Here is a 21,997-nt window from a genome sequence, read left to right on the forward strand (position 1 = left end):
AATTGCGGCCGATGATCATTGGCTCGCTCTCGGGATGGTTGATGTTGGCGGGAATGATCGCCCGTCCGCGCGCCACCTCGTCACGCACGAATTCGGGCGTGACGAAATCGGGCAGCGTCGCGCCGAAAGCCTCGCCGTCGCGCTCAAGCTTGCCGCGCAGGATCTCGCGACCAAGGTTCTCGCGGATGGCGACGAACTCCATTTCGGGTGTGATGATGCCGGCGCGCGCGTAGGCAAGCTGCGTCACCGCCTTGCCTGCTTTGGCCCTGAGCGGTCGGTGGCGGATGGGAAATTCTGGCGTCAGGCGTTCGCCCGTCGCGAATCCGTTGTCCTCCGGCCGGACATGGCGGCCGTCGCAGACCTCGACATCGCCGCGCGCCAAGATCCATTCGTGGCGAAGCCGGGCCAGGCCTTTTTCGATGCTGGTTTCGACAGCCGGATCGGTATAGGGGCCCGACGGATCGTAGACGGTGACGGGCGGTTCGCCGGCTGTCGGATGGACGGAGATTTCGCGCATCGGCACCCTGATCTGCGGGTGGATGGCACCGGGCTTGTGGATCTTACGCGAAGCAGGCAGCGGCCCCGTTGAGACGGCTGGGGTGAGGGCATTCATCTTGAGGCTCCTTTGCTCATGCATTGGAGACCCAGTTCTGTGCCGGAAGGATGAAAAGACGCTTCTGTCGACCTGCCGAAACAGGACCTCGGGCGTGAACTCCCGCAGAGCGCTTGCACCGTCCCTACGCCAGTATGAACTGGATCAGGTTCAACGGGTCACTGCGCCGCGAAAGCCAGCAGTATCTCAGCCCCTTGCCGGGACTCCCCTGGTGAATGCCTCAAGTTGAACGGGCCGGCGTTGTCTTGTCAAGCGCATGTTCGTCCTGCGGCGGCGGTGGGCGGCATTCAAATTGGGCCCAAATTGGGCCGACGGCCTCGCCATGGGTCGCGGAGAAGTTCCGCGGGAGACAAGGCAGGTGTGGCCAAAGCTGCATTTGCCTCGTCAAACTTGATGTGACATTGACGTAGACGGAACTGCTGCGTTTCAAGGATCTTAAGCCGTCAATGCCTGATCGGAACAGAACTGGTGGGCCGCCCGAACGCCCCACAAACATCGTGCTCTCGATCACCTCTTATTGTCGCCGGAAAAGGGGTGATCGACCATTCGATCAAGTCGACCGCTCGCTGAAGGGCGCCCTCGGTTTCAGCACGGCTGGGCGAAGTGGCAATGACATGTCCAATCCAGTCTCGGAAATCCCCCTTCCTGACGATCGGTGTCTTGGGTTCAACATTCAATTTGACCTCGGCCACACCTGATATAGCAGCTGCCTGAGTGTCGCCACCAATCCAGTCGAGGGTGCCATCTTGATCAGGAAGCAGGAATCGCGCGGCCGCAGTATGCGAATGCTTTTTGCGCAGATCCCATTCCTCGCCAATGACAAGCTTGATGTGCTCGGTGACGAGGTCGACACCGTAAGCTAACTGGACCAGTTGAGGGTCGGGCGCGCCACTAAGACGCGGATTGACTTCAATGACAACTGGACCGCGTTTCGTGCACCGGAGTTCAATGTTAGTTGGCCCCCAGCCAAGGCCGAGAGCCCGCAAACAGCTCAGCGAAACATCGGCGATGCGCTCACGCTCCTGATCGGTTAGCAGGGCCGGATACGTCACCTCACGTATGACGAAATGGGGGAGGGGACCAAAGTCATTGGCGCAAATCGCAACGACCTCATTCCCCATAACATTAATGCTATAGAACGGGCCCTGTGCGAATTCTTCGACGAGTATTTTCGGTGTAGACCGCCATATGTGCTTTCCGCCCAATAGATGGGTCGTATGTTCGGCTACGTCTTCGAGGCTGCGGCACAATCGGACACCCATGCTGCCGCTGCCTACTGCCGGCTTAAGAATCGCGGGCAGGCCGATCTCTGCAGCCGAGCTTTCTACCTCCGCCGCATTCGCTGCCAACCGATAGGCCGGTATTGGAACGCCGGCCTGCGCGAGGAGTTGGCGTTGCTTGAATTTGTCGCAGCTTCGTTCAATCGATTCAGGGTTCGGTCCCGGTAGATCGAAATGCCGGCAAAGCTTGCCAACTGTCGCATAGATCGATTCATGGTCCCCGGCAAAGCCAGTAATGCCAGCAATGTCGTGGGTAGCACGCAGCCGCGAACTTTCGCGGACCAACGCTTCGAGATTGCCAGTGTCGACACGGATTGCCTCAACGTTTTCCGCCGAAAGATAGTCGTACCGAGGTGGATCAGCCGTCAGAGTAATTGGATGAAGACCAAGACACTGAGCCGCTTGGACGTATAGCTGACCAGTACCCCTATGGCCTTCGACCAATATGAGCGCTCTTCTTCTTACCATTGCTGTTAATCCCGATGTTGCGTGCTGGCGGCGGTCCGAGGGTACCGGTGTCACTTTTGTGGCCGTGCCGGACCTCAGACTCGGGGTGCCGTACCATTGTCAACGACTGACGGTTGTAAAAATCTTGTAAATTGATTTGAAGGATCTGTTGCAGCGTTTTTGATTAGGGCGGCGTCGGAGGCTTGCTCCGTTCAAACCAGGTTAGCTGGGGTTGGTGTGTGATCCCGTGGGCCTGGGCGTGACCTACCCCTCGGGTAGGGCACGCCAAGCCACATCAAACTCGCAGCACAAGAACATGCGCTCTGGTCATACCGGCTCATGGTGAGCCCTGAATCTGGAACCGGCCCGATGTGTAAGCAGCGAGTCGTCAAACGGCCCCATTCAATCATGGAGTCACATCATTTAAGATCGCGAAAGCTGTCATTGCGGGTTACGGAACTGCTTTCCGATGACATTCGAAGATGCGATCGGGCGTCAGAACCGGATCGCTGACCGCCGCTTCCACCTCGGCGAGCCCGGCTGATATAATCAGGTCTGAGGCTGCGCGCCCTGTCGTTCCCAGCATTTACATTAGGCAGCCTTGCCAAGATTGTCCCGCAGCAGAACCTGCCTGAGCGCATCGACGAACGTCCGAATATCTGTCGTACTATGGGCAGGCGTAACCGTCACCCTGAACCGCTCGGTTCCCACCGGAACACTCGGCGCCAGAATTGGCTGAACGTATATTCCATGCTGATCCAGAAGCTGGCGGGACGCTTCCTTGCAACGGAATGGATCACCAATAGGCACAGGAATGATGTGGCTTCGGGTCGGCATGACGGGGATGCCCGCCTCTTTCAGCAATCCGATTAAAAGTTTCGTTTTCCGGTGCAGATCAATTCGTTCTGAATCTGAATCGCGAAGATGGCGCAGCGCTGCCAGCGCACCAGCCGCTAGCGCTGGCGCAAGCGCCGTGGTGAAAATGAAACCGATCGAGAAGCTTCGTATGCTGTCAACAATGGAGGCAGGTCCGGTCACATAACCCCCCATCGAGCCGAACGCCTTACCTAGCGTCCCTTCGATGATGGTTGGACGATCCATGATGCCAAGTTCCGCGGCAATGCCGGCGCCTTTCGGACCGTACATTCCCGATGCATGAACTTCATCCAGAAACGTCATTGCGCCAAATTCGTCCGCCATGTCACAGATATCTTTGATCGGTGAAATGTCACCGTCCATTGAATATACCGATTCAAAAACAATGATCTTGGGTCTTGCAGGATTTACGCTGCGCAGAAGCTCCCGCAAATGCGCAACGTCGTTATGCTGGAAGACGCGCTTTTCGGCCCGGCTGTTGCGGCATCCACTAATAATTGAAGCGTGGTTGTGCGCGTCAGAAAATATAATTGTGTCCGGCATCAAAGATGCCAATGTACTCAATGATGAATCGTTTGAGCTGAAGCCGGAAACAAAAATCAATCCTGCTTCCTTGTTGTGGAAAGCTGCAAGCTCCCGCTCGAGCAACACGTGATAATGGTTGGTGCCACCAATGTTGCGGGATCCTCCCGATCCTGCGCCGTTGGCATCGATGGCGCGCTTCATTGCCGATAGCACTTTGGGGTGCTGCCCCATACCGAGATAATCATTAGTGCACCAAATGGTTATCTCTTTTCGGCCGTCGGGCCTATTGAGCCAGGCCTTTGGGAAGTTGCCAGACTGACGCTCCAGATCGGCAAATTCACGATACCCGCCACGGCCTTTGAGTTGCTCGATTCTTCCGGCGAAATACTGCACATAATCCAAATCAATCTCCTGTTGGGAAGCCGTTTTTCGGCGCGCTCAGTGCTGCTTCACAGCGCACCTGCGCCGGCCCATCGCGTCGCATCCCTCGACAAGCACCAGCAAGATTGGATTTCGACTACGCGCTTGATCTTGCGGGGGTTTCGGCCGCTCCAGCTAATTCGGGTAACGCGCCCCAAAGTGCAAGTGAAGAGAATGTTAAATCTATTTGTTACTGAAATGTCTGAAATTGCATGAGTGTCGCAAGCGATTTCATAATTCTGGCCAGTCGTCGTTCGATTCCTGTCGCGGCCTTGTCAGAGCTGCGCTCGGCGGGCTTTCGGGCCCGAGAGCCGCAATGCGCGAGGGCCGCGTCTTGTCGCGCAACAGCCCTTGAAGCCCTTCGGCGGCGAAACGCTCTGCAAACGCCATACGCAGCTTTTGGACGTGCTGGCCTGCCGGATCATCTTGACGGTGCCGACGTCATCGTCGGTCCAGCCGGTTCGGAGTCGCCTCAGAATCGGAAATTTCTGCCCATCAGACTGGAAATTGACATGTAAGCTTCCCGGCTCCTTCAGATGTCATCATCTCTCGCACACCAACTCATGCCACGCAGATGAGATCGCGCCTTTTTCTGTCGTCACATTCCATTGTCAGAATCGGAAAAGAAGGGTCTCCTTGTTTTTATATGAAACAAAATTTCACAAATAATTATGAAAACGGACATGTTTGCTGCAGACAATTAACGTGCACGTACTTGTCTGCCGCTGCATAACGAAATATAGGCAGCGATTATAACTTATAAACGTAGTGAAACGCGTCAATCGACATTTCCATAGAGCTGCAGCAGAGGCGAGGGGAGTCCCATGGGCCCTATGAAGATGCAGCCCGAGGAGATGGGCAGCCTGTCCGCGCGGATTTACAGCAAGGTGCGGGATGGCTTGATCATCGGCAATTTCGCGCCGGGCGATCGTCTCCTTATGCAGGATCTTGCCGGGCAGCTCGGAACCAGCATTACGCCGGTGCGCGAAGCCTGTCTGCGGCTCGTCAGCGAGCAGGCGCTCGAGTTGCGCTCCGGCAGGTTCGCCGCGGTGCCAGACCTCAGCCGCGCCCGCTACATTCAGATCAAGCTGATCCGCGTGGCACTTGAAGGGCTTGCGGCAGAACACGCTGCCGACCATTTTGCCCCCGCCGATCTCGAACAGCTTGAGACCTTCCGCGCCTCATTTGTAGAGAGCCATAAGGCCGGTAATATCAAGGAAGCGCGATCCTCCAATCGCGCTTTCCACTTCGGCGTCTACCGCCTGTCGCGTATGCCGATGCTGATCGGACAGATCGAAAGCATGTGGGCCTCGATGGGTCCAATCCTTAACGTTTACGACCGGGAAATTCCGCGCGGGTACACCGGCGCGGAAGAACATGACCATCTCATCGAGGCCTTGAGGACTGGCGACAGGAAGAGGGCCCGCGAGGCGATCGAGAACGACATCCAGCGAGGCTCACATGGTTTTCTGCGCTATTTCGACGAGCGCGGCTCCGGCTGAGCTGAATTGCCCTAAGCACCATCGATCTGCGCGACGCGCGGTGTGCGCAGGCCGGCTGTTTCCCCGCCGTCTACAGTCACCACCGTGCCGTTGACATAGCTCGATTGATTCGAAAGTAACCAAGCGACCACATCAGCGATCTCTTCAGGGGCACCGAAGCGGTTGGCAGGGATCCGCAGTTCGAGCTGCTTCTTGCGCAGTGCATCGCTTATGATGTTGCCCATCATGCGTGTTTCGATCTGGCCGGGGCAGACAGCGTTGAAGCGGATCTCCTCGCCGAACTCCAGCGCGAGGGCCTGCGTCAGCCCGATGACCGCGGCCTTTGAGGCGCAGTAGGCAGCGAGCCCTTCTTCGCCCGTCTTTCCGGCGATGCTGGCCATGTTGACGACTGAACCCCTCCCGAGCCGCAAGCCGTCCAGCGCATGACGGATGAAGAAAAAGACGCTGCGTGCATTAACCGCAAGGACCTCATCCCAATCGTCCTGGGTGGCGGTGGCGAAGGCAATGCGCTTCGACATGCCGGCATTGTTCACGAGCCCCGCGAGCCGGCCGTTGCCAAGTTCAAGCGCACGGTCGACGACACGGCGGCAATCGTCTTCACGGATAATGTCACCGGCAACGAACGTGACACCGTGATTGGCGCGTTCGAGCGCCGCGCCCGCTTCTGCATCTCGGCCGGTCGCCACCACTCTGGAACCGGCAGACGCAAGTTTCTCCACGCAGGCCCGCCCAATCCCGTGCGTGGCGCCTGTTACGATGATCATTCCAATTCACTCCATTACGTATTTGGCAACCGCACAGTTTGGGGGGCTCGCTTTTGGGCCAATCCCCGCCCCATCAAATCATGACGAACAACGTTGTCGTCACCTAGGATCAGTGGATCAATTGTGACGCAGGTTAAAGCCGGTGGACTGGCCCAAGCGCCGGGCCGTCGGCCCAACGGCTGGATTGGCGATACTGCGCATGTGGCCATGTCTTTCCTCGCGTGATGGGGTGTTCCCTAGAAGCGGAGCGATATGCGGGTGTGACGACCGATAAGGCGGACCGGCTATTCCGATAGGGACATGCATACTGTCGCATGACCGACTCGTCATCCCCGCAAGGCCAGTAATGCCAGAAGTGCTGCACAATACGCCAAGAACGCACACCGACCAATCAGTGTTTCGACTGTTCGCCGCACACGGGATCGGCCTCTCAGCTGGCAAAACCATGTCGCAATGGCTGGACGTGCATCGCGATTTGCGAGCCTGGTGACGCGGGACTTGCGCCGGCACGCCATCAAGGGAACCGGCCGCGACGGCTTGCCGGCGGAGGCTGTGCTGCCCTGCCCCTGCTCAAGCAGCACCACCCACTAAGCATCGGGAACCCGCGTTCCATTTAGAAGCCTCCACGTTGCGGGCCTTTGCCCGGCTGCCGGGAGAATGAAGTCGCAAGACAACACCCGCAATCCGGGCGCCGACCTCTAGGAAGAACTCAGGCTGGCAAGCGCCAGACGAGAGAAGTTGGAAAGCGGCACGGTCGTGCGCGGGGAACCGTCATTTCAACAATCATCCGACCGCAGCGTGTTATGGCACGCTGCGGTGCGGTTCAGCGCGGCTGTTGCAGCACGCGAATGCACTGGGCACATCTCCTCCCTAAAGACACTATGACGATTTGGTCGATAGCGAAGTGCGGCTGCTGACCAATGGCTCTGTATTCGAAGGCCACGCTGATCGCTTTGACTTATTCGCCGGCGCTTGATGTCAGGCAACTCGATCGACAAGCCGCATACCGGTCGGTCGCGAGGAAGCCCACATCGCCGCGGCCAGTTGCATGGCTGCTGTCTCCGACCTCGTCTTTCGTCAAATGGATTGTGATCCCGGTCGAGGCAGCGAAACCGCGATTGAAGACACTTTCCCGGCTGAGCACCGGCTAATGAAAACCCTATTGACTTATAACTTATAAGTAGTACGGTAGCGCTGTGAAAATGAACAACGGCGCGGATGGCCCTGAAGGCGAACTCGCCTAGACGGTACTACGATCCGCCAGCAAGCCTCTGCTCCCAAGGCAGACCGCGGAGCCGGCGAAAGCGCCGGCGCCGGACCCGGGAACACACGAAAATGGGGAATCACATGACCAAGAATCACGCTTTCCGATCCATGCTCGCGGCGGCTTTCGTCACCGGCGTGGCCGTCCTGCCCAACGCCGCCCAGGCCAAGGATTGGTGGCCCTTCAAGATCAACTCGGCCAAGGGCGGCGATCTGAAAAAAGTCGAGGCACTCGACTATGTGCCGCTGGAAAAGGCCGAGAAGCCCTGGAACCTGTGCGTCTTGTTTCCGCACCTCAAGGACAGCTACTGGGTCTCGGTCGACTACGGCATCGTCGAAGAAGCAAAGCGCCTGGGTGTCAAGGTGACGGTGCTGCAGGCTGGCGGCTATGACGCGCTGCCCAAGCAGCTGTCGCAATACGACGATTGCGTCGCATCCGGTGCCCAGGGCATCCTCGTCGCAGCCATCTCGGAAGCCGGCCTGGCGGCCAAGCTGAAGGAGGGCGACGCCAAAGGCCTTGTCCAGATCGCCGTCGCTAATCCCATCTTGGAAACTCCGATCACCGCACGCATCACTCCCGATACCTACCAGAAGGGCTTTCAGGAGGGTGAGTACCTCAAGAAGTATCTCGGCGACAAAAAGACGACCGCGATCGGCCTGCCGGGTCCGCAGGGATCGGGTTGGGCGGAGAGCTATATGGCGGGCTTTCGCGACAGCACCAAAACCGGCAACATCAAGCTCGCGGCCGAGCTCTATGGTGAGCCCGGCGTTCCGCAAAGCCTGCGCATCGTCGAGGACGCCCTGCAGACCTATCCGGATCTCAATGTCATCTGGGGCGGGGCAGCGGCGGCCGAAGCGGCCGTCAGTGCCGTCGCCGACGCCGGCCGCGACGATGTCGTGATCATGTCGTCCTACGAGAACCAGACGATGCTGAAGCTGGTCAAGGAAGGCAAGGTGCTTGGCTTTGCCGCCGAGTATCCGGTCATGATGGGCCGCATCAGCGTCGACCTCGCGGTGCGCGCCTTGGAAAAGAAGGACTATGAGAAGGTTCTGCTGGTCGCGCCGGGTATCGTGACCAAGGACAACGTCGACAAAATCGACCCGACGCAGATTTTCGCGCCCGTTGGGTGGAAGCCTGAATTTTCGGTACAATAGCCACATCTTCGATGGGCGGTAGACCTCGGCCTTGGCCTGCCGCCCGTTTTGCTTCGAGTTCGGTGGTGTCAGCGATGCTTGAACTTACACGTATGACGAAGCGTTTCGGGGGTGTGGTGGCGCTTGACGGCGTCGACTTCTCGCTGTTGAGCGGTGAGGTCCATGCCCTTCTCGGTGAAAACGGCGCCGGCAAGTCGACGCTCATCAACCTGATAGCGGGAACGTATGGCTGGACCGAAGGCTCGTGCCGGATAGATGGCCAAACCGTTTCCGCGCTGACCCCGCAGAAATCCCGCGATGCCGGGGTGGCGGCTGTGTTCCAGGAATTCAGTCTCGTCCCCGACCTCACGGTCGAGGAGAACCTGTTTCTTGGACGCGAGATCAAGGGAAGGCTTTTCCTGAACCGGCGCGCGATGCGTGCCCGCGCGGAAGAACGCTTCCGCGACATTGGCTTCCACGTCGAGCTGGACAGCAAGATCGAAACGCTGACCCGGGCGCAAAAGCAGATGGTCGAGATTGCCAAAGGCATGCTTTCGGATGCCAAAATCCTCATCCTGGACGAACCGACCGCGTCGCTTACCGACGGTGAGGCGGAAAAACTGTTCGCCGCCATCGCAGGCCTCAAGGCGCGGGGCGTCGGTATCATCTATGTGTCGCACCGCATGGCGGAGATCCGTCGGCTCGCGGACCGTGTCACGGTGCTGCGAGGAGGGCGCAAGATCGACACAGTGGCCATCGCCGCGGCATCCGACGCGACCCTGATCGAGATGATGGTCGGCCAGCCGGTCGAACGACTGTATCCGTCAATCAGCCAGCGCCCCGCCGAAATCGTGCTGGCGACCAGGGGGATCAGTGTCTCCGGTACCCTATCGGATGCCTCCATCATGGTCAGGGCTGGCGAAATCGTCGGCCTGGCGGGCCTGGTTGGCTGCGGCCGCAGCGAACTTTGCCGAGCCGTGTTCGGCCTGGAACGTGTGACGTCCGGTGAGATCGAACTCCATGGCGCGGTGGTAAGAGCGCCAGCCCCGCACAGCATGTTGCGCGCCGGACTTTGTTACTATCCAGCGGATCGCGGCGCCGAGGGACTGGCGCTTGGCCGTCCGGGCCGCGAGAACGTGACCATGGCCGCGCTTGACGACCCGAGACTGTCCCAGGCCGGACTGCTCAAGTCATGGCGCGAGCGCCGGGCGATAGCCGCGCCGTTGAAGACACTGGGTCTGCGACCGATGGCCCCCGAACGCGCGGCCGCGTCCTTTTCGGGAGGAAACCAGCAGAAGCTCGTGCTGGCGCGCGGTCTGATGCGCCCGGTCTCGGTCCATATCTTCGATGAACCGACGGTCGGCATCGACGTCGGCGCCAAAAGCGAGGTCTACCGGCTGATGAAAAGCCTGGTGGAGAATGGCGCGGCTATTCTGCTGTCATCGTCCGAACTGCCAGAGCTCGTTCACCTTGCCAACCGCGTCTATGTCATGCGCGAAGGGCGCATAGTCGCCGAACTCAAAGCCGACGGCATCACCGAGGCGACTGTGCTGCGTCACTATTTCGACGCCGAAACCGGCGCCACGGAGGCAGCATGAGCCCTGACACGCTGCGGCGCCGTTTTCTGGAAACAGGCGGGATCGTCATCCTGCTTCTGGTCGCGGTCGCGGCGGCGGCCGCGATCATCGAACCGCGTTTTCTGAACCGCCTGAACATCCTCAACGTCCTGCGCAATTTCTCCTTCCTGGCGGTTCCGGCGATCGGCCAGATGATCGTCATGACCACGGGCGGTTTTGATCTGTCGGTCGGCGCCACCATGGCGTTGGCGTCCGTGGTCACAGCCGCGGCGATGGCCGCGATGCCCGATGCGCATGGGCTCCAGCTGCTGGTGCCCGTAGCGCTGGCCTTGGCCAGCGGCGCCTGTGTTGGCCTGGTAAACGGCACGCTGGTGGCGCGGCTTTCCCTATCACCTTTCATGGTGACGTTGGCATCGTTGTCGATCGTCGCGGGAATTACGCTCTATTACACGCAGGGCATCCCGATCTATGGCGTTTCCGACGCCTTCGTCGATGCCATCGGGCGAGGGCAGGTGCTTGGCCTGCCGCCGGTCTTGCTGCTGGCGATCGCGGTGATCGCCATCGCCATCATTCTGCAGCGTCGGACCGCGCTCGGGCGCCACTTCTACGCCGTCGGCGGCAATGTCGGCGCCGCCCGGCTGTCGGGCGTGCGGACTCACCGTGTGCTGATTACCGCCTATGTGCTCTCCGGTCTCCTGGCCGCGCTCACCGGCGTCCTGATCACCGCTCGCATCGGCTCTGGCCAGTCGACGATCGGCGGGACGCTCGGACTGGAGACGATCGCCGCGGCGGTGATCGGCGGTGTTTCATTGCGCGGCGGCTCAGGCCGCGCCGAGAACGTCGCCATGGCGGCGCTGTGCCTGGCGATCATCGCCAATGCGATGAACCTCACGCAGATCGACAGCAAGTTCCAGACGCTAGTGCTGGGTTCGGTGCTCATCGGCGCACTGGCTTTCGACCGAATTGTTCAGGGGAGGCGGGCCAATGTCTGATCGTCCAGACATGGCGGCTCCGGTTGTTCTTGACCGCGCTCGCCCGGACATCCGCCAGTTCGCGGCGCAGGCCAAGCTGCCGGGGCTTGTATTCCTGGCCCTGCTGGTTCTCGGTCTGCTCGACCCGCGCATCGTTTCAAGCGGCAATCTCTGGAACATCGCGATCCAGACCAGCTATCTCGCACTCTTCGCCATGGCGCAGACCATGGTGCTGCTGACGCGCGGCTTCGACCTTTCGCTTGGTTTTACCGTCTCGCTCGTCAGCGTCATATCGGCGATGGCGATGACCGGAAGCGGCGATACGCCCATCCTGTGGGGAATCGCCGCCGGCCTCGGCGTCGGGCTGCTGATCGGCGGGCTGAACGGCTTCCTCATCGCCGGTGTCGGCATCAACCCGTTGGTGACGACGCTCGGCATGGCCAACATTGTCATGGCGCTGGCGTCAACCGTCAGCGGCGGCTTTCCCGTGCCGGGCATTCCCGAAGCCTTCACGGAGGCCTTGGCGGAGGGACGGCTGATCGGCATTCCGGTGCCCATCCTGTTCGCCGCGCTGTGTTTCGCACTGCTCTTCCTGGTCCTGCGCTTCACCGTGTTCGGCCGCGGCCTGTATCTCATCGGCGCCAATCCTCGCGCGGCGAAGGCGGCGGGCGTTCGAACCGGACGCGTCGTTGCGATCGACTACGTGGTCTGCTCGCTGCTGGCCGCGATTGGCGCCATGCTGCTCACCGCGCGCACCGGATCGGGCGAGCCCAATCTCGGCGGCAACCTGACCCTGGAATCGATAGCGGCGGCGGTGGTCGGTGGCGTGCGGCTGAGCGGCGGAGAGGGAGGCGTCACCGCGGCTCTGCTGGGTGCCCTGTTCATCACGATCATTTCCAACGCCATGAATCTCATGCAGGTCGACGGCTATCTGCAGCAGGTTCTTTTGGGCCTCATCATTCTGGCCAGCCTGATACTGGGCCGCGATCACAAGAAACGCTAACAGCTTCGGACCTTAAATGGCTTATCAAGTCTGCATCGATATCGGCGGAACCTTCACCGATTGCCTGGTTTCCGAGCCCGGTGGGAAAATCTCGATCTTCAAATCGCCGACGACCCCCGGCGAATTCGAGAAGGGGTTCATCAACGTGCTGCACGTCGCGGCCGCCGGATACGGGCTCGATCCCGCGACGTTCATGACCAAGATCGACCTGATCGTGCACGGCTCGACCGTCTCGACCAACGCGCTGGTCGAGCGCAAGACCGTCAAGGTCGGTTTGATCCTCAACGAAGGACATCAGGACATCCTCGTCCTGCGCGAGGGCCCGCGCAAGGGCGCCTTCCAGTGGCGGCTCGACTATCCCGAGCCCTACGTCCCCCGCCACCTGACGAAGACGGCGCGGGGCCGCGTCGATGCGCGCGGGCGGGAGCTCACGCCTTTGTCAAGATCCGATGTCGAGGCGGCGATAGCCGACTTCCGGCGCTATGGGGTCGAGGCGATAGCGGTCGGTCTGCTTTGGTCGGTCGTCAATCCCATCCATGAAACGACGGTCCGCGATATCATCGCGCAGGCATGGCCGGAGATCCCGGTGACGCTTAGCCATGAAGTCAATCCGATGTCGCGCGAGTACAAGCGCATCATCGCGGCCGCCATCGACGCGTCGATCAATCCGATCGTGCGAACCTATATCGAGGACTTGCGGCAGGCACTTTCGCAGGCTGGTTTCCAGGGCGAGCTGCTGCTGGCCAACTGCGTCGGTGGAATGATGCCTCCCGCCGAGATGCTGCGGCGGCCAATCTACAGCGTCATGTCGGGGCCGACGCTGGCGCCGATGGCCGCGCTGGCGCTGAGCGACGAGGCCAACGTCATCGTCGGTGACATGGGCGGCACCACCTTCGACGTCTCGGCTTTGCGTGACCACCAGATCATCGTCACCCCGGACAGCATGATCCACGACGATTCGCTGGGCATCGCGAAAGTCGATGTGAGATCGGTTGGCGCCGGCGGCGGGTCGATTGCCTGGGTCGATGATGGCGGCCTGCTGCGGGTCGGTCCACAGAGCGCTGGCGCGCGGCCGGGGCCGGCATGCTACGGAGCGGGCGGCACCGAGCCAACGGTCACCGATGCCAATGTCGTGCTCGGCATCATTGACCCGGATTACTTTCTCGGTGGCCGGATCAAGATAAGCCGCGACCTGGCCGAGAAAGCGGTCGCGAGCATCGCGACGCGGCTCGGCATCTCGGTATTCGACGCAGCTTACGCCATCCAGACCACCAGCAACCACAACATGGTCGGGGCCATCGAGGAAATCACCATTCGCGAGGGCATAAACCCACGCGACAGTTTCTTTGTCTGCGGCGGCGGTGCGACCGCCATCCACATCGCCGAGATGGCCGACATATTGGGCTTGAAACGCTACATGATCCCCCGCTTCATGGCTGGGTTGAGCGCGTTCGGCGGGTTGATCTCGGATATAACGCGCGAGGAAAGCGCGGTTTTCCTAACCTCGACCCGGCGCTTCGACGCCGCTGGCGTTTCCGACATCCTGGCGCGGTTGAAGGTGTCGGGCGAAGCATTTCTCGAACAGGCCGGCGTTGAGCCCGAGCTGCGGCGTTTCGAGTTCTCCTTTCTTGGTCGCTACGAGTACCAGTCCTGGGAGATCGAGGTCCATTTCGAGGCCAATGAGGCGCGTCTCGACGCGGCGAAACTGCCAATTCTCATCGAAGCGTTCCATCAGATGCACGAACGCATTTATTCAATCAGATCCGACCGCGACGTCGTCGAATTCACCAACTGGAAGCTGCGCGCGGTGGGCAAGCGGGCCAATCAGGATGCCTGGAAGGATTTCAGGCTGGCCGACCAGGCGACGGCGCCGGTCGCCAAGACCCATCGGTCAGCTTATTTGCATGAAACCCGGCGGACGAGCTCTCTGCCCGTCTACGACATGGACCAGCTGGGCGCGGGGGCGGCGCTTGATGGGCCATGCCTGGTGGAGGCGACGACGTTCACCGCCTTCCTCAAGGACGGACACCGCGGGCGCGTCGACCCACAAGGCAACATCGTCGTGACCGTCGATTGACACCAACCTTCCCGAGTAAGGCATCATAAAATGAATTCACCTGTCATTCGCCTGGAGACGCCAACGCGCCGCGTCGATCCGTTCCTGATGTCGGTTCTCAAAAGCCGGTTCGAGGCCGTCGTGCGGGAAATGACGCTGGTCGTGATGCGGGCCAGCCGCTCGGCGGTGATCAAGAACGCCCGCGACCTGAGCTGTGCGATCCTGACCTATGATCACCGCCTCGTTTCCACCGAGGACGCGCTGCCGATCCACGTCATGTCGATGGATCTGGCGACCCGTCCGATAACGGAGTTGTTCGACGATATCGCCGACGGCGACATCTTCCTCAACAACTGCCCATACACGGGCGGCACCCATCATGCCGACCTGATCATGGCGATGCCGATCTTTTTCGATGGCAAGCCGCTGTTCTGGGCCGTGGCGCTTTCCCATCACGCCGATACTGGCGCGCCGACGCCTTCGACCTATCTGCCATTCGCCAAGAACGTTTATGAGGAAGGCATCCACTTTCCCTGCGTGCGCGTGGTCGAACAGCACAGGGAGAAGCAGGACATCCTGCGCATCGGCATGATGCGCAACCGTGTTCCAGACATCTGGCTGGGCGACGTGCGCGCCCAGATCGGCGCCTGCAGGACCGGTCGACGCCGTCTATTGGAACTGCTTGAAAAATACGGCCGCGACACGCTGCTGGATTTTGTCGAGGACTGGTTCGACTACGGTGCACGTCGCGCCATGGCCGAAATCGCCAAATTGCCGAAGGGCAAGTTCACCTACGAGGTCCGCCATGACCCGGTCCCCGGCGTGGCGGAAGAGGGCATCCCGGTCAGGATCACCATCGATGTCGACCCCGAAGCCGGCGAAATCACGGTCGATGTGCGTGACAACATGGATAACGTCCCTGGCGGTCTCAACCTGTCGGAAAACACCTGCACGGGCTCGTGCCGCATTGGCGTCTTCAACAATCTCGACGACGGCATCCCGCACAACGAGGGCGCCAAGAGCCGGATCAAGGTGTTGATGCGGGAGGGAAGCGTGGTTGGCAAACCCCGCTACCCCGTAGGCACCTCGGTGGCGACCACCAATGTCAACGACCGGTTGATCATCGCCGGCAATTGCGTGTTCTCGACGATGGGAGAACCCTATGGCCAGGCCGAGAGCGGCTCGCACCTGCCGGCGGGGATCGGGGTGATTTCGGGCAAGGATCCGTTCAAGGACGGGCAGCCCTACGTCAACCAGGTCTTCATTGGCTACGCCGGCGGCGGCGCGCGTCACGGCTATGACGGCTGGTTGACATATTGCGGGCCGGCGAATGGCGGCCTGATCGCGCTGGATTCCGTGGAGGTGGACGAATCCATGTATCCCATCATCATTGAATCGCGCGGCGTGGTGGCGGATACCCAAGGCATTGGCGAGTTCGAGGGCGCTCCCGCGGTGGGCGGTGTCTTCTATCCCGTCTACCACGAGATGACACTGGTCTACTCGGCCGATGGCACAACTTTTCCGCCGCGCGGCGTGCTCGGCGGCGGTGACGCCAAGGCCAGTCGCAGCGCCAAGCGCGGCACGGACGGCAAGCTGGTGGAATTGCCTGCGTTCCATGAGGAGGCGTGTCGCGCCGGCGAGCGCATCGAGTTCGTTGCCTGTGGCGGCGGTGGCTACGGCGACCCGACCAAGCGCGATGTCCGCCGTGTCGCGGCCAGCGTTGACCGCGGCTGGCTGACGAGCGAAGCGGCTCGCCAATCCTACAAGGTGGCCCTGGTGCTGGACGCCGAGCAGGGCGTCTGGGTCGTCGACCAGGACGCCACCGCGCGCCTTCGGGCGGCCTGAGCCAATACCGAGAGGAGCCGCCGGCGAATGAGGGGCGGCTTCGATCACGCCAGCTTGGCGGCCGCGTCCTGCTCGTCGAAATACCGCAACAGGTTCATGCCACCGCGCACGATGTCGCGTTCGATCGCCTTACGCGCCACCTTCTTGTTGCGGGTCCGGAACGCTTCGATCAGCGTCTCGTGCTCCTCCGCACCGATGTAATCGTTCTCGGCCTGCAGATAATACACGTTAAGGATAGGGCCCATCGAGACCCACAGGCTTTCGATCTGGGCGATCAGCATATCCATCTTGGACAGGCGGTAGACGCCGAAGTGGAATTCACGATTGGCGCGACGGGCGCGGTCAGCATCGCCGGACGTTTCGCCGGCCACGAAATCGCGATGGATCTCGACCAGTTTTGCAATGTCCTTCTCCGAAACATGCTCAACGGCGAGTTCGGCCGCTAGTCCCTCGAGCGCGATGCGAATGAGCCGGACCTGCCAGTAACGCGACCGGGTCAGCTCTGGAACGGTGATGAACCGCCCTGACCGCAGTTCCAGCGCCTGCTCGCTGACGAGCCTGAAACAGGCCTCGCGCACAGGCGTGACGCTGGTGCCCAGCCGTTGCGCCAGATCCTGCATCAACAGTCTTTCGCCGGGCCGGAAATTGCCGGCGATCAGGGCTTCGCGCAGCGAGATATAAGTTCTCGCCGACAGACTGCCTTGCTCGATTGGCTGCATCGTGCTCATGGTCCACCGCTGCAATCTTGGCCGCACCGAATCGACAACGGATAGTGCGAGACGCTCTTATATCCTATAAGTCCGTTGCGAAACATGGCTAGGAGCTGGCGGGTTTCCCAGCGGAGAGCTTGCGCAGGATTGTCTCGATGATATCCAGCGATTTCTCGACTGTCGCCCGGTCATGGCTCCCTGACAGGTAGAGACGCTTGAGCGGAAGCGGCTGGCCGATCAGCCGGTTCGCCACCATCTCTCTGCGGAATGCAAGATCGAAAACATCGTCGTTGCCCAGCAAGTCCTGGTAGTCGCGGTAAGGACCGCTGAGGAAATAGATCAGCCAGACCGAGCCAAACCCGGCGCTCTGCGCGGGCAGGCCGAGGCGATCGATAATGCCATCCAGCTGCGTGCGCATGAAAGCGCCGAGGGCAAACAGGCGGTCGTAGAAGCCTGGTTTCGACAGCTCCTCAATCGTCGCCTGCATGGCGGCGAGCGTCGACGGCGTGCCGTTGAAAGTACCGCCCATGAACACGGATCCTTCCCCGGTCCGGCCGACGAGCGCCATGAGATCGCGACGACCGGCCACCACGCCAACGGGATAGCCTGACGAGGCCGCCTTGCCGAAGGTCGCGAGATCAGGCGTGACGTCGGCGATCGACTGATAGCCGCCGAGCGCGTGGCGAAAGCCGGTGATGACCTCGTCGAAGATCAGCACGACACCATGATCGCTGGTCAGGCGACGCAGCTCGCGCAGGAAAACATCCGTCGCGATCACCGACCCCATATTGTGAGCGATTGGCTCGATGATGATCGCCGCGACATCGCCTGGATTGGCCTTGAGATAATCCTCGACGGCGCCGGCATCGTTGTAAGGCAGCACGATGGTGTGACGGGCGGCATCCTCGAGGATGCCAGCACTGATGGGATCGTACTTGCCGATCGCCTGCGCGTGCGACTGTACGTTCATGGCGACATAGTCGTGCCAGCCATGATAGCCGCCTTGGAACTTGATGATGCGCTTGCGACCGGTGGCGGCGCGGGCAAGGCGCAGGGCGTGATAGGTCGCCTCCGATCCGGAATTGCAGAAGGCGACGAGATCCGCGCAAGGGATGCAGTCGACCAGCGCCTCCGCCACCTCGATCTCCAGCCGCATCGTTCCCGCACCGACAAGATCGATATCCTGCGTGACCGCAGCGATGCGTTCGCGCACCGCCGGATGACAGTGGCCAAGCACGTTGGCGCCGAAGCCGCAATGGAAGTCGGTGTACTGGTGTCCGTCGACGTCGTAGAGAAACGCACCCTGCGCCCGGGCAAATACATGCGGCGCGCCGAGCCTGCGGCTCGGGCTGAGCAATCCGCCCGGCATCACCGCACCGGCGCGCTCAATGAGTCGGGCGGTGTTATTCTGATCGGTCATCGGAATGTCCGTGCATGGCTATGGTCCGCCGGCTCAGCCGAGGGCTTCAAGAACGGTGGCCTCGATTCCCGCCGCGTCCAGCCGGTAGTGCTTGTAGAGATGCGTTGGCGGCGCAATCAGGCTGTATTCGTCGCGGATGCCATGGCGTATCAACCGTGCCGGGCTGCCCGCCTCCGCCAGGATTTCCGCCACGGCGCCGCCCAGACCGCCCAGGATATTGTGTTCCTCGATGGTTAGAATGAAGCGGGAGTGAGCCGCGGCCGAGAGCACTGCCTTCGTATCCATTGGCTTCACCGTATGCATGTCGATCAGTCCGACGGATTTGCCCGCCGCGCGCAGCGCGCGGTAAGCCTCCCTTGAGGGATGGACCATCGAGCCACAGGCGATGATGGTCAGGTCCGATCCTTCGCCGTGAACGATCGCCTTGCCGAACTGGAAGTCGACGCCGTCGTCTTCATAGACCAGCGGTTCCTGGCCGCGGCCAATGCGGAAGTAGATTGGCTGGGCATGATTGACAGACGCCTTGACGGCGGCCGCCAGTTGCGGGCCGTCAGCCGGCGCGACGACCGTGAGGTCGGCGATGCTTCGCATGATGGCAAGATCTTCCGTCGCATGGTGGGAGGTGCCGTAGAAGCCGAGTGAAATACCGGCATGATGACCGATCAGCCGCACCGGCAGAGCCGAATAGGCGACGTCGGTTCTGATCTGTTCGCAGCACAGCAGCGCCAGGAAAGAAGCGAATGTAGCGACGAACGGCATGGCGCCTGTGCTGGCCATGCCGGCAGCAGCCGAAACCATGTTCTGCTCGGAAATGCCAAATTGCGTGAAGCGTTCGGGAAAGCGTTGCGCGAACCGCACCAGCCCGTTGGAATATTGAAGGTCGGCCGTACCGGCCACGACCGGATAACCGTCTTCGACCAGATCAATGAGCGCGTTGGCCAGATAACTCAGGCCAGGCGCACGCGCGTTGATCTGGCGGTACTGCCAGGAGTTGGTATCGATCGGGCCGTTCATTGTGTTTTGCCTCCACGCTTGATCTCTTCGGCGGCCAAGGCCTCGTCCGATGGCGCGAGATAGCCCAGATGCCAGCCGGGTTCGGTTTCCATGTAACCAACGCCCTTGCCTTTGGAGGTCTTGGCAATGATGCAGACGGGCCGGGTGCGGTCTGCCTCGGCCTTCAACTGTCGCAGCAGCGTCGCGAGAGCGACGACGTCGTGCCCATCGACCTCGTGCACCTGCCAGCCGAACGCCGCCCATTTGTCGGCCAACGGTTCGATGCCGATGATGTCGTCGACCTGCCCGTCGAGCTGGTATCCGTTGCGGTCGACGATGGCGATCAGATTGCCGGCCTTATGGTGGGCGGCGGAGAGCGCCGCTTCCCAGACCTGGCCCTCCTGCATCTCGCCGTCACCGAGCAGGACATAGACATCGAAGCGCCGGTTGGCCGCACGGCCGCCAAGCACCATGCCGAGGCCGCCGGACAGGGCATGGCCGATCGAGCCGGAGCTGAAATCGACGCCGGGCACCTTGCGCATGTCGGGATGATCGCCAAGCGGATTGCCGAGCCGGGTGTAGCCATCGAGGACGTCCTTGGAGAAGAAGCCCCAGTCGACCAGCAGCGGGTAAAGGCCGACCGCGGCATGTCCCTTGCCCATCAGGAAGCGGTCGCGATCCGGCCATTGCGGCTCGCCGCGCCTCAGCCGCATCGCATCGTAGTAGAGCGTGGCGAATATTTCCGCGCAGGAGAACACCGACGAATAGTGGCCCACCTTGGCGATCTGGATGAGGCGCAGCGTCTCGAGCCGGACGAACTCTGCCCTGTCGCGCAACAGGGCGATCCGCTCCGCGTCGGGTGGCAGGGTGTTGTTTGAAGGAGTGGGTGCGTTGGCCATTGGACGTCACTCTCAGGATCATTTTTTCTCGACAACTTATAAGTTATAAGATATTCCTCGCCGAAGCAACCGCCTATCTGGTCGCAAGGAGAATTTTGATGAACAACGAATCGCGCGTGCTGGATATGGCCAGGCACTTTCATTCCCAAACGGATCCGCGCCTGCATGAGGATCATGGTCCGTTGACGATCGTGGCCGGCCAAGGCGCGACCGTCACGGATGACGCGGGCAACTGCTATATCGAGGGCATGGGCGGACTCTGGTGCGCCTCGCTTGGCTTCAGCGACAGCCGGCTGGCCGACGCGGCTGACCGCCAGATGCGCAAACTGGCCGTCTACCACACCTTCAACCACCGCTCGAATGAGCCCACCGTCGAACTCGTCGAACAGCTTACCGCGTTGGCGCCGTTCGACAACGCGCGCGTCTTTCTGGTCGGCTCCGGTTCGGAAGCCAATGACACGATGGTCAAGCTCGCCTGGTATTACCAGGCCGCGCGGGGCCGTCCGGAGAAACGCAAGATCATCAGCAGGTTTGGCGCCTTCCACGGCAGTACGATCATGGGCGCGGCGCTGAGTGGGCTGCCGCATATGCACAAGTCCTTCAACCTGCCGCCGCTTCCCGTCATATTCGCGGCGCGGCCATTTCACTATCTCGATGGTCTGCCGGCCGAGGCGGAGCATGACTACGCCACGCGCCTGGCCCAGGAACTCGACGCCCTGATCCTGGCGGAGGGGCCCGAGACGATTGCCGCGATGATCGCCGAGCCGATCATGGGCGCCGGCGGCGTGCTGGTACCGCCGGAGGATTATTTTCCAAAGGTTCAGGCGGTGCTGCGCAAATACGACATCCTCATGCTGTCGGACGAGGTGGTCTGCGGCTTCGGACGCACCGGGAACTGGTTCGGCAGCCAGACATTTGGCATGGAACCGGACATGCTGTCGGTCGCCAAGGGGCTTTCATCCGGTCATCTGCCCATTGGCGGCGTCATTATCTCCGACAAGGTTTACCAGCGCGTCGCCGATGAGGCCCACAAGGTCGGCGTGTTCGGCCACGGTTTCACCTATTCCGGCCATCCGGTGACAGCCGCCGTCGCCGCCGAGGCGATCAGGATCTACCGCGAGGTCGATCTCGTGAACCAGGGGCGCCGCCTCGGCGAGTACCTGCATGCAGCGCTCGCCGAAGCGCTCGGCGACCATACGCTCGTCGGCGAGGTCCGCGGCCGCGGTTTTATCGCGGGGATCCAGATCGTCGAGGATCGCGCCGCCCGTCGCGCCTTCGCGCCGGAGCTCCGGATTGGCAGGGATGTCGAGCGGCGGTGCCGCGAGCACGGGGTTATGATCCGCAACATGGGCGACGTGCTGGCGATCTGCCCGCCGTATGTGATCACCCCCAACGAGATTGATGCCATGGTTGACGGCATTCGGGCAGCTCTTGATGAGACCGCGGCGGCTCATGCGCGGACCGGCCAGTCGACATGAACCTCCGGGGCCCGACGGCGAGACATCGCGCCTGGGCGCGAGCACGTATGGCCGTGTCGTTCTGCCGTGCGACAAGGGCGCTTCGCTAAGGCGCGAGCCGCAGCATAGAGGATCCTGATTGCATATTGGAGGCTAAACCATGCTTCAGAAAACCAGCCATTTCATGCGGCAGGCCAATCTCATCAACGGCGAATGGGTGCAGGCCGACAGCGGCCAGACGG

The 21,997-nt window shown here is 61.2% G+C and carries 16 protein-coding genes, 1 pseudogene and 1 riboswitch; of the genes and pseudogenes, 9 read left to right on the forward strand and 8 right to left on the reverse strand.

Going from position 1 to position 21,997, the window contains the following annotated elements; translation table 11 throughout:
- The 3 genes from NKI20_RS30750 to hemA form a co-directional block, all read right to left on the reverse strand.
- Positions 1-613 (reverse strand): phosphomethylpyrimidine synthase ThiC (locus NKI20_RS30750; RefSeq protein ID WP_352837610.1); only part of this gene is annotated, 613 nt, incomplete at its 3' end.
- Between the two features lie 103 nt (positions 614-716).
- Positions 717-833: riboswitch (TPP riboswitch) on the reverse strand.
- A 223-nt stretch (positions 834-1,056) separates the two neighbouring features.
- Positions 1,057-2,361, reverse strand: coding sequence for an ATP-grasp domain-containing protein (locus tag NKI20_RS30755; protein ID WP_352837612.1), 1,305 nt, complete (start codon positions 2,359-2,361; stop codon positions 1,057-1,059).
- 570 nt (positions 2,362-2,931) lie between these two features.
- Positions 2,932-4,143, reverse strand: a complete 1,212-nt coding sequence (gene hemA / locus NKI20_RS30760) for a 5-aminolevulinate synthase (RefSeq protein WP_352760692.1) — start codon at positions 4,141-4,143, stop codon at positions 2,932-2,934.
- A gap of 842 nt (positions 4,144-4,985) precedes the next feature.
- On the opposite strand from hemA, the gene NKI20_RS30765 reads away from it, so the two are divergent.
- Positions 4,986-5,663: a GntR family transcriptional regulator gene (locus tag NKI20_RS30765; RefSeq protein ID WP_352837615.1), complete on the forward strand. Its 678-nt coding sequence runs from the start codon at positions 4,986-4,988 to the stop codon at positions 5,661-5,663.
- Between the two features lie 11 nt (positions 5,664-5,674).
- Here the strand turns inward: NKI20_RS30765 and NKI20_RS30770 are convergent, their stop codons facing one another.
- Positions 5,675-6,427 carry an SDR family NAD(P)-dependent oxidoreductase gene (locus NKI20_RS30770; protein ID WP_286461381.1) on the reverse strand — a complete coding sequence of 251 codons (753 nt, stop codon included), beginning with the start codon at positions 6,425-6,427 and terminating at the stop codon, positions 5,675-5,677.
- A 365-nt stretch (positions 6,428-6,792) separates the two neighbouring features.
- Here NKI20_RS30770 and NKI20_RS30775 point away from each other — a divergent pair.
- From NKI20_RS30775 to NKI20_RS30805, 7 genes and pseudogenes are all read left to right on the forward strand, one after another.
- Positions 6,793-7,298 (forward strand): annotated as a pseudogene (locus NKI20_RS30775) (ISNCY family transposase); the annotation flags it as partial.
- Between the two features lie 476 nt (positions 7,299-7,774).
- Positions 7,775-8,845 (forward strand): TMAO reductase system periplasmic protein TorT, encoded by a 1,071-nt coding sequence (gene torT, locus NKI20_RS30780; protein ID WP_352837616.1) that lies wholly within the window; start codon positions 7,775-7,777, stop codon positions 8,843-8,845.
- A 74-nt stretch (positions 8,846-8,919) separates the two neighbouring features.
- On the forward strand, positions 8,920-10,422 hold the full coding sequence (locus NKI20_RS30785) for a sugar ABC transporter ATP-binding protein (RefSeq protein WP_352837618.1): 1,503 nt from the start codon (positions 8,920-8,922) through the stop codon (positions 10,420-10,422).
- Positions 10,419-11,393 carry an ABC transporter permease gene (locus NKI20_RS30790; RefSeq protein WP_352837620.1) on the forward strand — a complete coding sequence of 325 codons (975 nt, stop codon included), beginning with the start codon at positions 10,419-10,421 and terminating at the stop codon, positions 11,391-11,393. The genes NKI20_RS30785 and NKI20_RS30790 overlap by 4 nt, the downstream gene beginning before the upstream one ends.
- Complete coding sequence (locus NKI20_RS30795) at positions 11,386-12,375, forward strand: ABC transporter permease (RefSeq protein ID WP_352837622.1); 990 nt, start codon at positions 11,386-11,388, stop codon at positions 12,373-12,375. The genes NKI20_RS30790 and NKI20_RS30795 overlap by 8 nt, the downstream gene beginning before the upstream one ends.
- Positions 12,376-12,391: 16 nt before the next feature.
- Positions 12,392-14,452: a hydantoinase/oxoprolinase family protein gene (locus NKI20_RS30800; protein WP_352837624.1), complete on the forward strand. Its 2,061-nt coding sequence runs from the start codon at positions 12,392-12,394 to the stop codon at positions 14,450-14,452.
- Positions 14,453-14,482: 30 nt separating this feature from the next.
- The gene (locus NKI20_RS30805; protein ID WP_352837626.1) at positions 14,483-16,276 is read left to right on the forward strand and encodes a hydantoinase B/oxoprolinase family protein; all 1,794 of its coding nucleotides are present in this window, start codon (positions 14,483-14,485) and stop codon (positions 16,274-16,276) included.
- A gap of 44 nt (positions 16,277-16,320) precedes the next feature.
- On the opposite strand, the gene NKI20_RS30810 is transcribed toward NKI20_RS30805, so the two are convergent.
- The 4 genes from NKI20_RS30810 to NKI20_RS30825 form a co-directional block, all read right to left on the reverse strand.
- Entirely contained in the window at positions 16,321-17,004 is a 684-nt protein-coding gene (locus tag NKI20_RS30810) for a GntR family transcriptional regulator (RefSeq protein WP_352837628.1), read from the reverse strand.
- An 88-nt stretch (positions 17,005-17,092) separates the two neighbouring features.
- Positions 17,093-18,406 (reverse strand): aspartate aminotransferase family protein, encoded by a 1,314-nt coding sequence (locus NKI20_RS30815; RefSeq protein WP_023768619.1) that lies wholly within the window; start codon positions 18,404-18,406, stop codon positions 17,093-17,095.
- A gap of 33 nt (positions 18,407-18,439) precedes the next feature.
- Positions 18,440-19,420: a transketolase family protein gene (locus NKI20_RS30820; RefSeq protein WP_023747620.1), complete on the reverse strand. Its 981-nt coding sequence runs from the start codon at positions 19,418-19,420 to the stop codon at positions 18,440-18,442.
- On the reverse strand, positions 19,417-20,298 hold the full coding sequence (locus NKI20_RS30825; protein WP_023768618.1) for a transketolase: 882 nt from the start codon (positions 20,296-20,298) through the stop codon (positions 19,417-19,419). Before NKI20_RS30825 ends, NKI20_RS30820 begins: the two co-directional genes overlap by 4 nt.
- Positions 20,299-20,396: 98 nt before the next feature.
- Between NKI20_RS30825 and NKI20_RS30830 the strand changes: the two genes are divergently transcribed.
- Positions 20,397-21,776 (forward strand): aminotransferase, encoded by a 1,380-nt coding sequence (locus NKI20_RS30830; protein ID WP_352837631.1) that lies wholly within the window; start codon positions 20,397-20,399, stop codon positions 21,774-21,776.
- Positions 21,777-21,997 lie beyond the last annotated feature (221 nt).

Source organism: Mesorhizobium sp. M0830, from assembly GCF_040319965.1.
Classification (GTDB): Bacteria; Pseudomonadota; Alphaproteobacteria; order Rhizobiales; family Rhizobiaceae; genus Mesorhizobium.

Bases quoted from the DNA above. Each gene is read 5' to 3' on its own strand.
- NKI20_RS30770 (WP_286461381.1), bottom strand. From the start codon at position 6,427: ATGATCATCGTAACAGGCGCCACGCACGGGATTGGGCGGGCCTGCGTG.
- NKI20_RS30805 (WP_352837626.1), top strand. From the start codon at position 14,483: ATGAATTCACCTGTCATTCGCCTGGAGACGCCAACGCGCCGCGTCGAT.
- NKI20_RS30810 (WP_352837628.1), bottom strand. From the start codon at position 17,004: ATGAGCACGATGCAGCCAATCGAGCAAGGCAGTCTGTCGGCGAGAACT.
- NKI20_RS30800 (WP_352837624.1), top strand. From the start codon at position 12,392: ATGGCTTATCAAGTCTGCATCGATATCGGCGGAACCTTCACCGATTGC.
- NKI20_RS30765 (WP_352837615.1), top strand. From the start codon at position 4,986: ATGGGCCCTATGAAGATGCAGCCCGAGGAGATGGGCAGCCTGTCCGCG.
- NKI20_RS30820 (WP_023747620.1), bottom strand. From the start codon at position 19,420: ATGAACGGCCCGATCGATACCAACTCCTGGCAGTACCGCCAGATCAAC.
- NKI20_RS30825 (WP_023768618.1), bottom strand. From the start codon at position 20,298: ATGGCCAACGCACCCACTCCTTCAAACAACACCCTGCCACCCGACGCG.
- NKI20_RS30755 (WP_352837612.1), bottom strand. From the start codon at position 2,361: ATGGTAAGAAGAAGAGCGCTCATATTGGTCGAAGGCCATAGGGGTACT.
- NKI20_RS30790 (WP_352837620.1), top strand. From the start codon at position 10,419: ATGAGCCCTGACACGCTGCGGCGCCGTTTTCTGGAAACAGGCGGGATC.
- NKI20_RS30795 (WP_352837622.1), top strand. From the start codon at position 11,386: ATGTCTGATCGTCCAGACATGGCGGCTCCGGTTGTTCTTGACCGCGCT.
- NKI20_RS30830 (WP_352837631.1), top strand. From the start codon at position 20,397: ATGAACAACGAATCGCGCGTGCTGGATATGGCCAGGCACTTTCATTCC.
- torT (WP_352837616.1), top strand. From the start codon at position 7,775: ATGACCAAGAATCACGCTTTCCGATCCATGCTCGCGGCGGCTTTCGTC.
- NKI20_RS30785 (WP_352837618.1), top strand. From the start codon at position 8,920: ATGCTTGAACTTACACGTATGACGAAGCGTTTCGGGGGTGTGGTGGCG.
- NKI20_RS30815 (WP_023768619.1), bottom strand. From the start codon at position 18,406: ATGACCGATCAGAATAACACCGCCCGACTCATTGAGCGCGCCGGTGCG.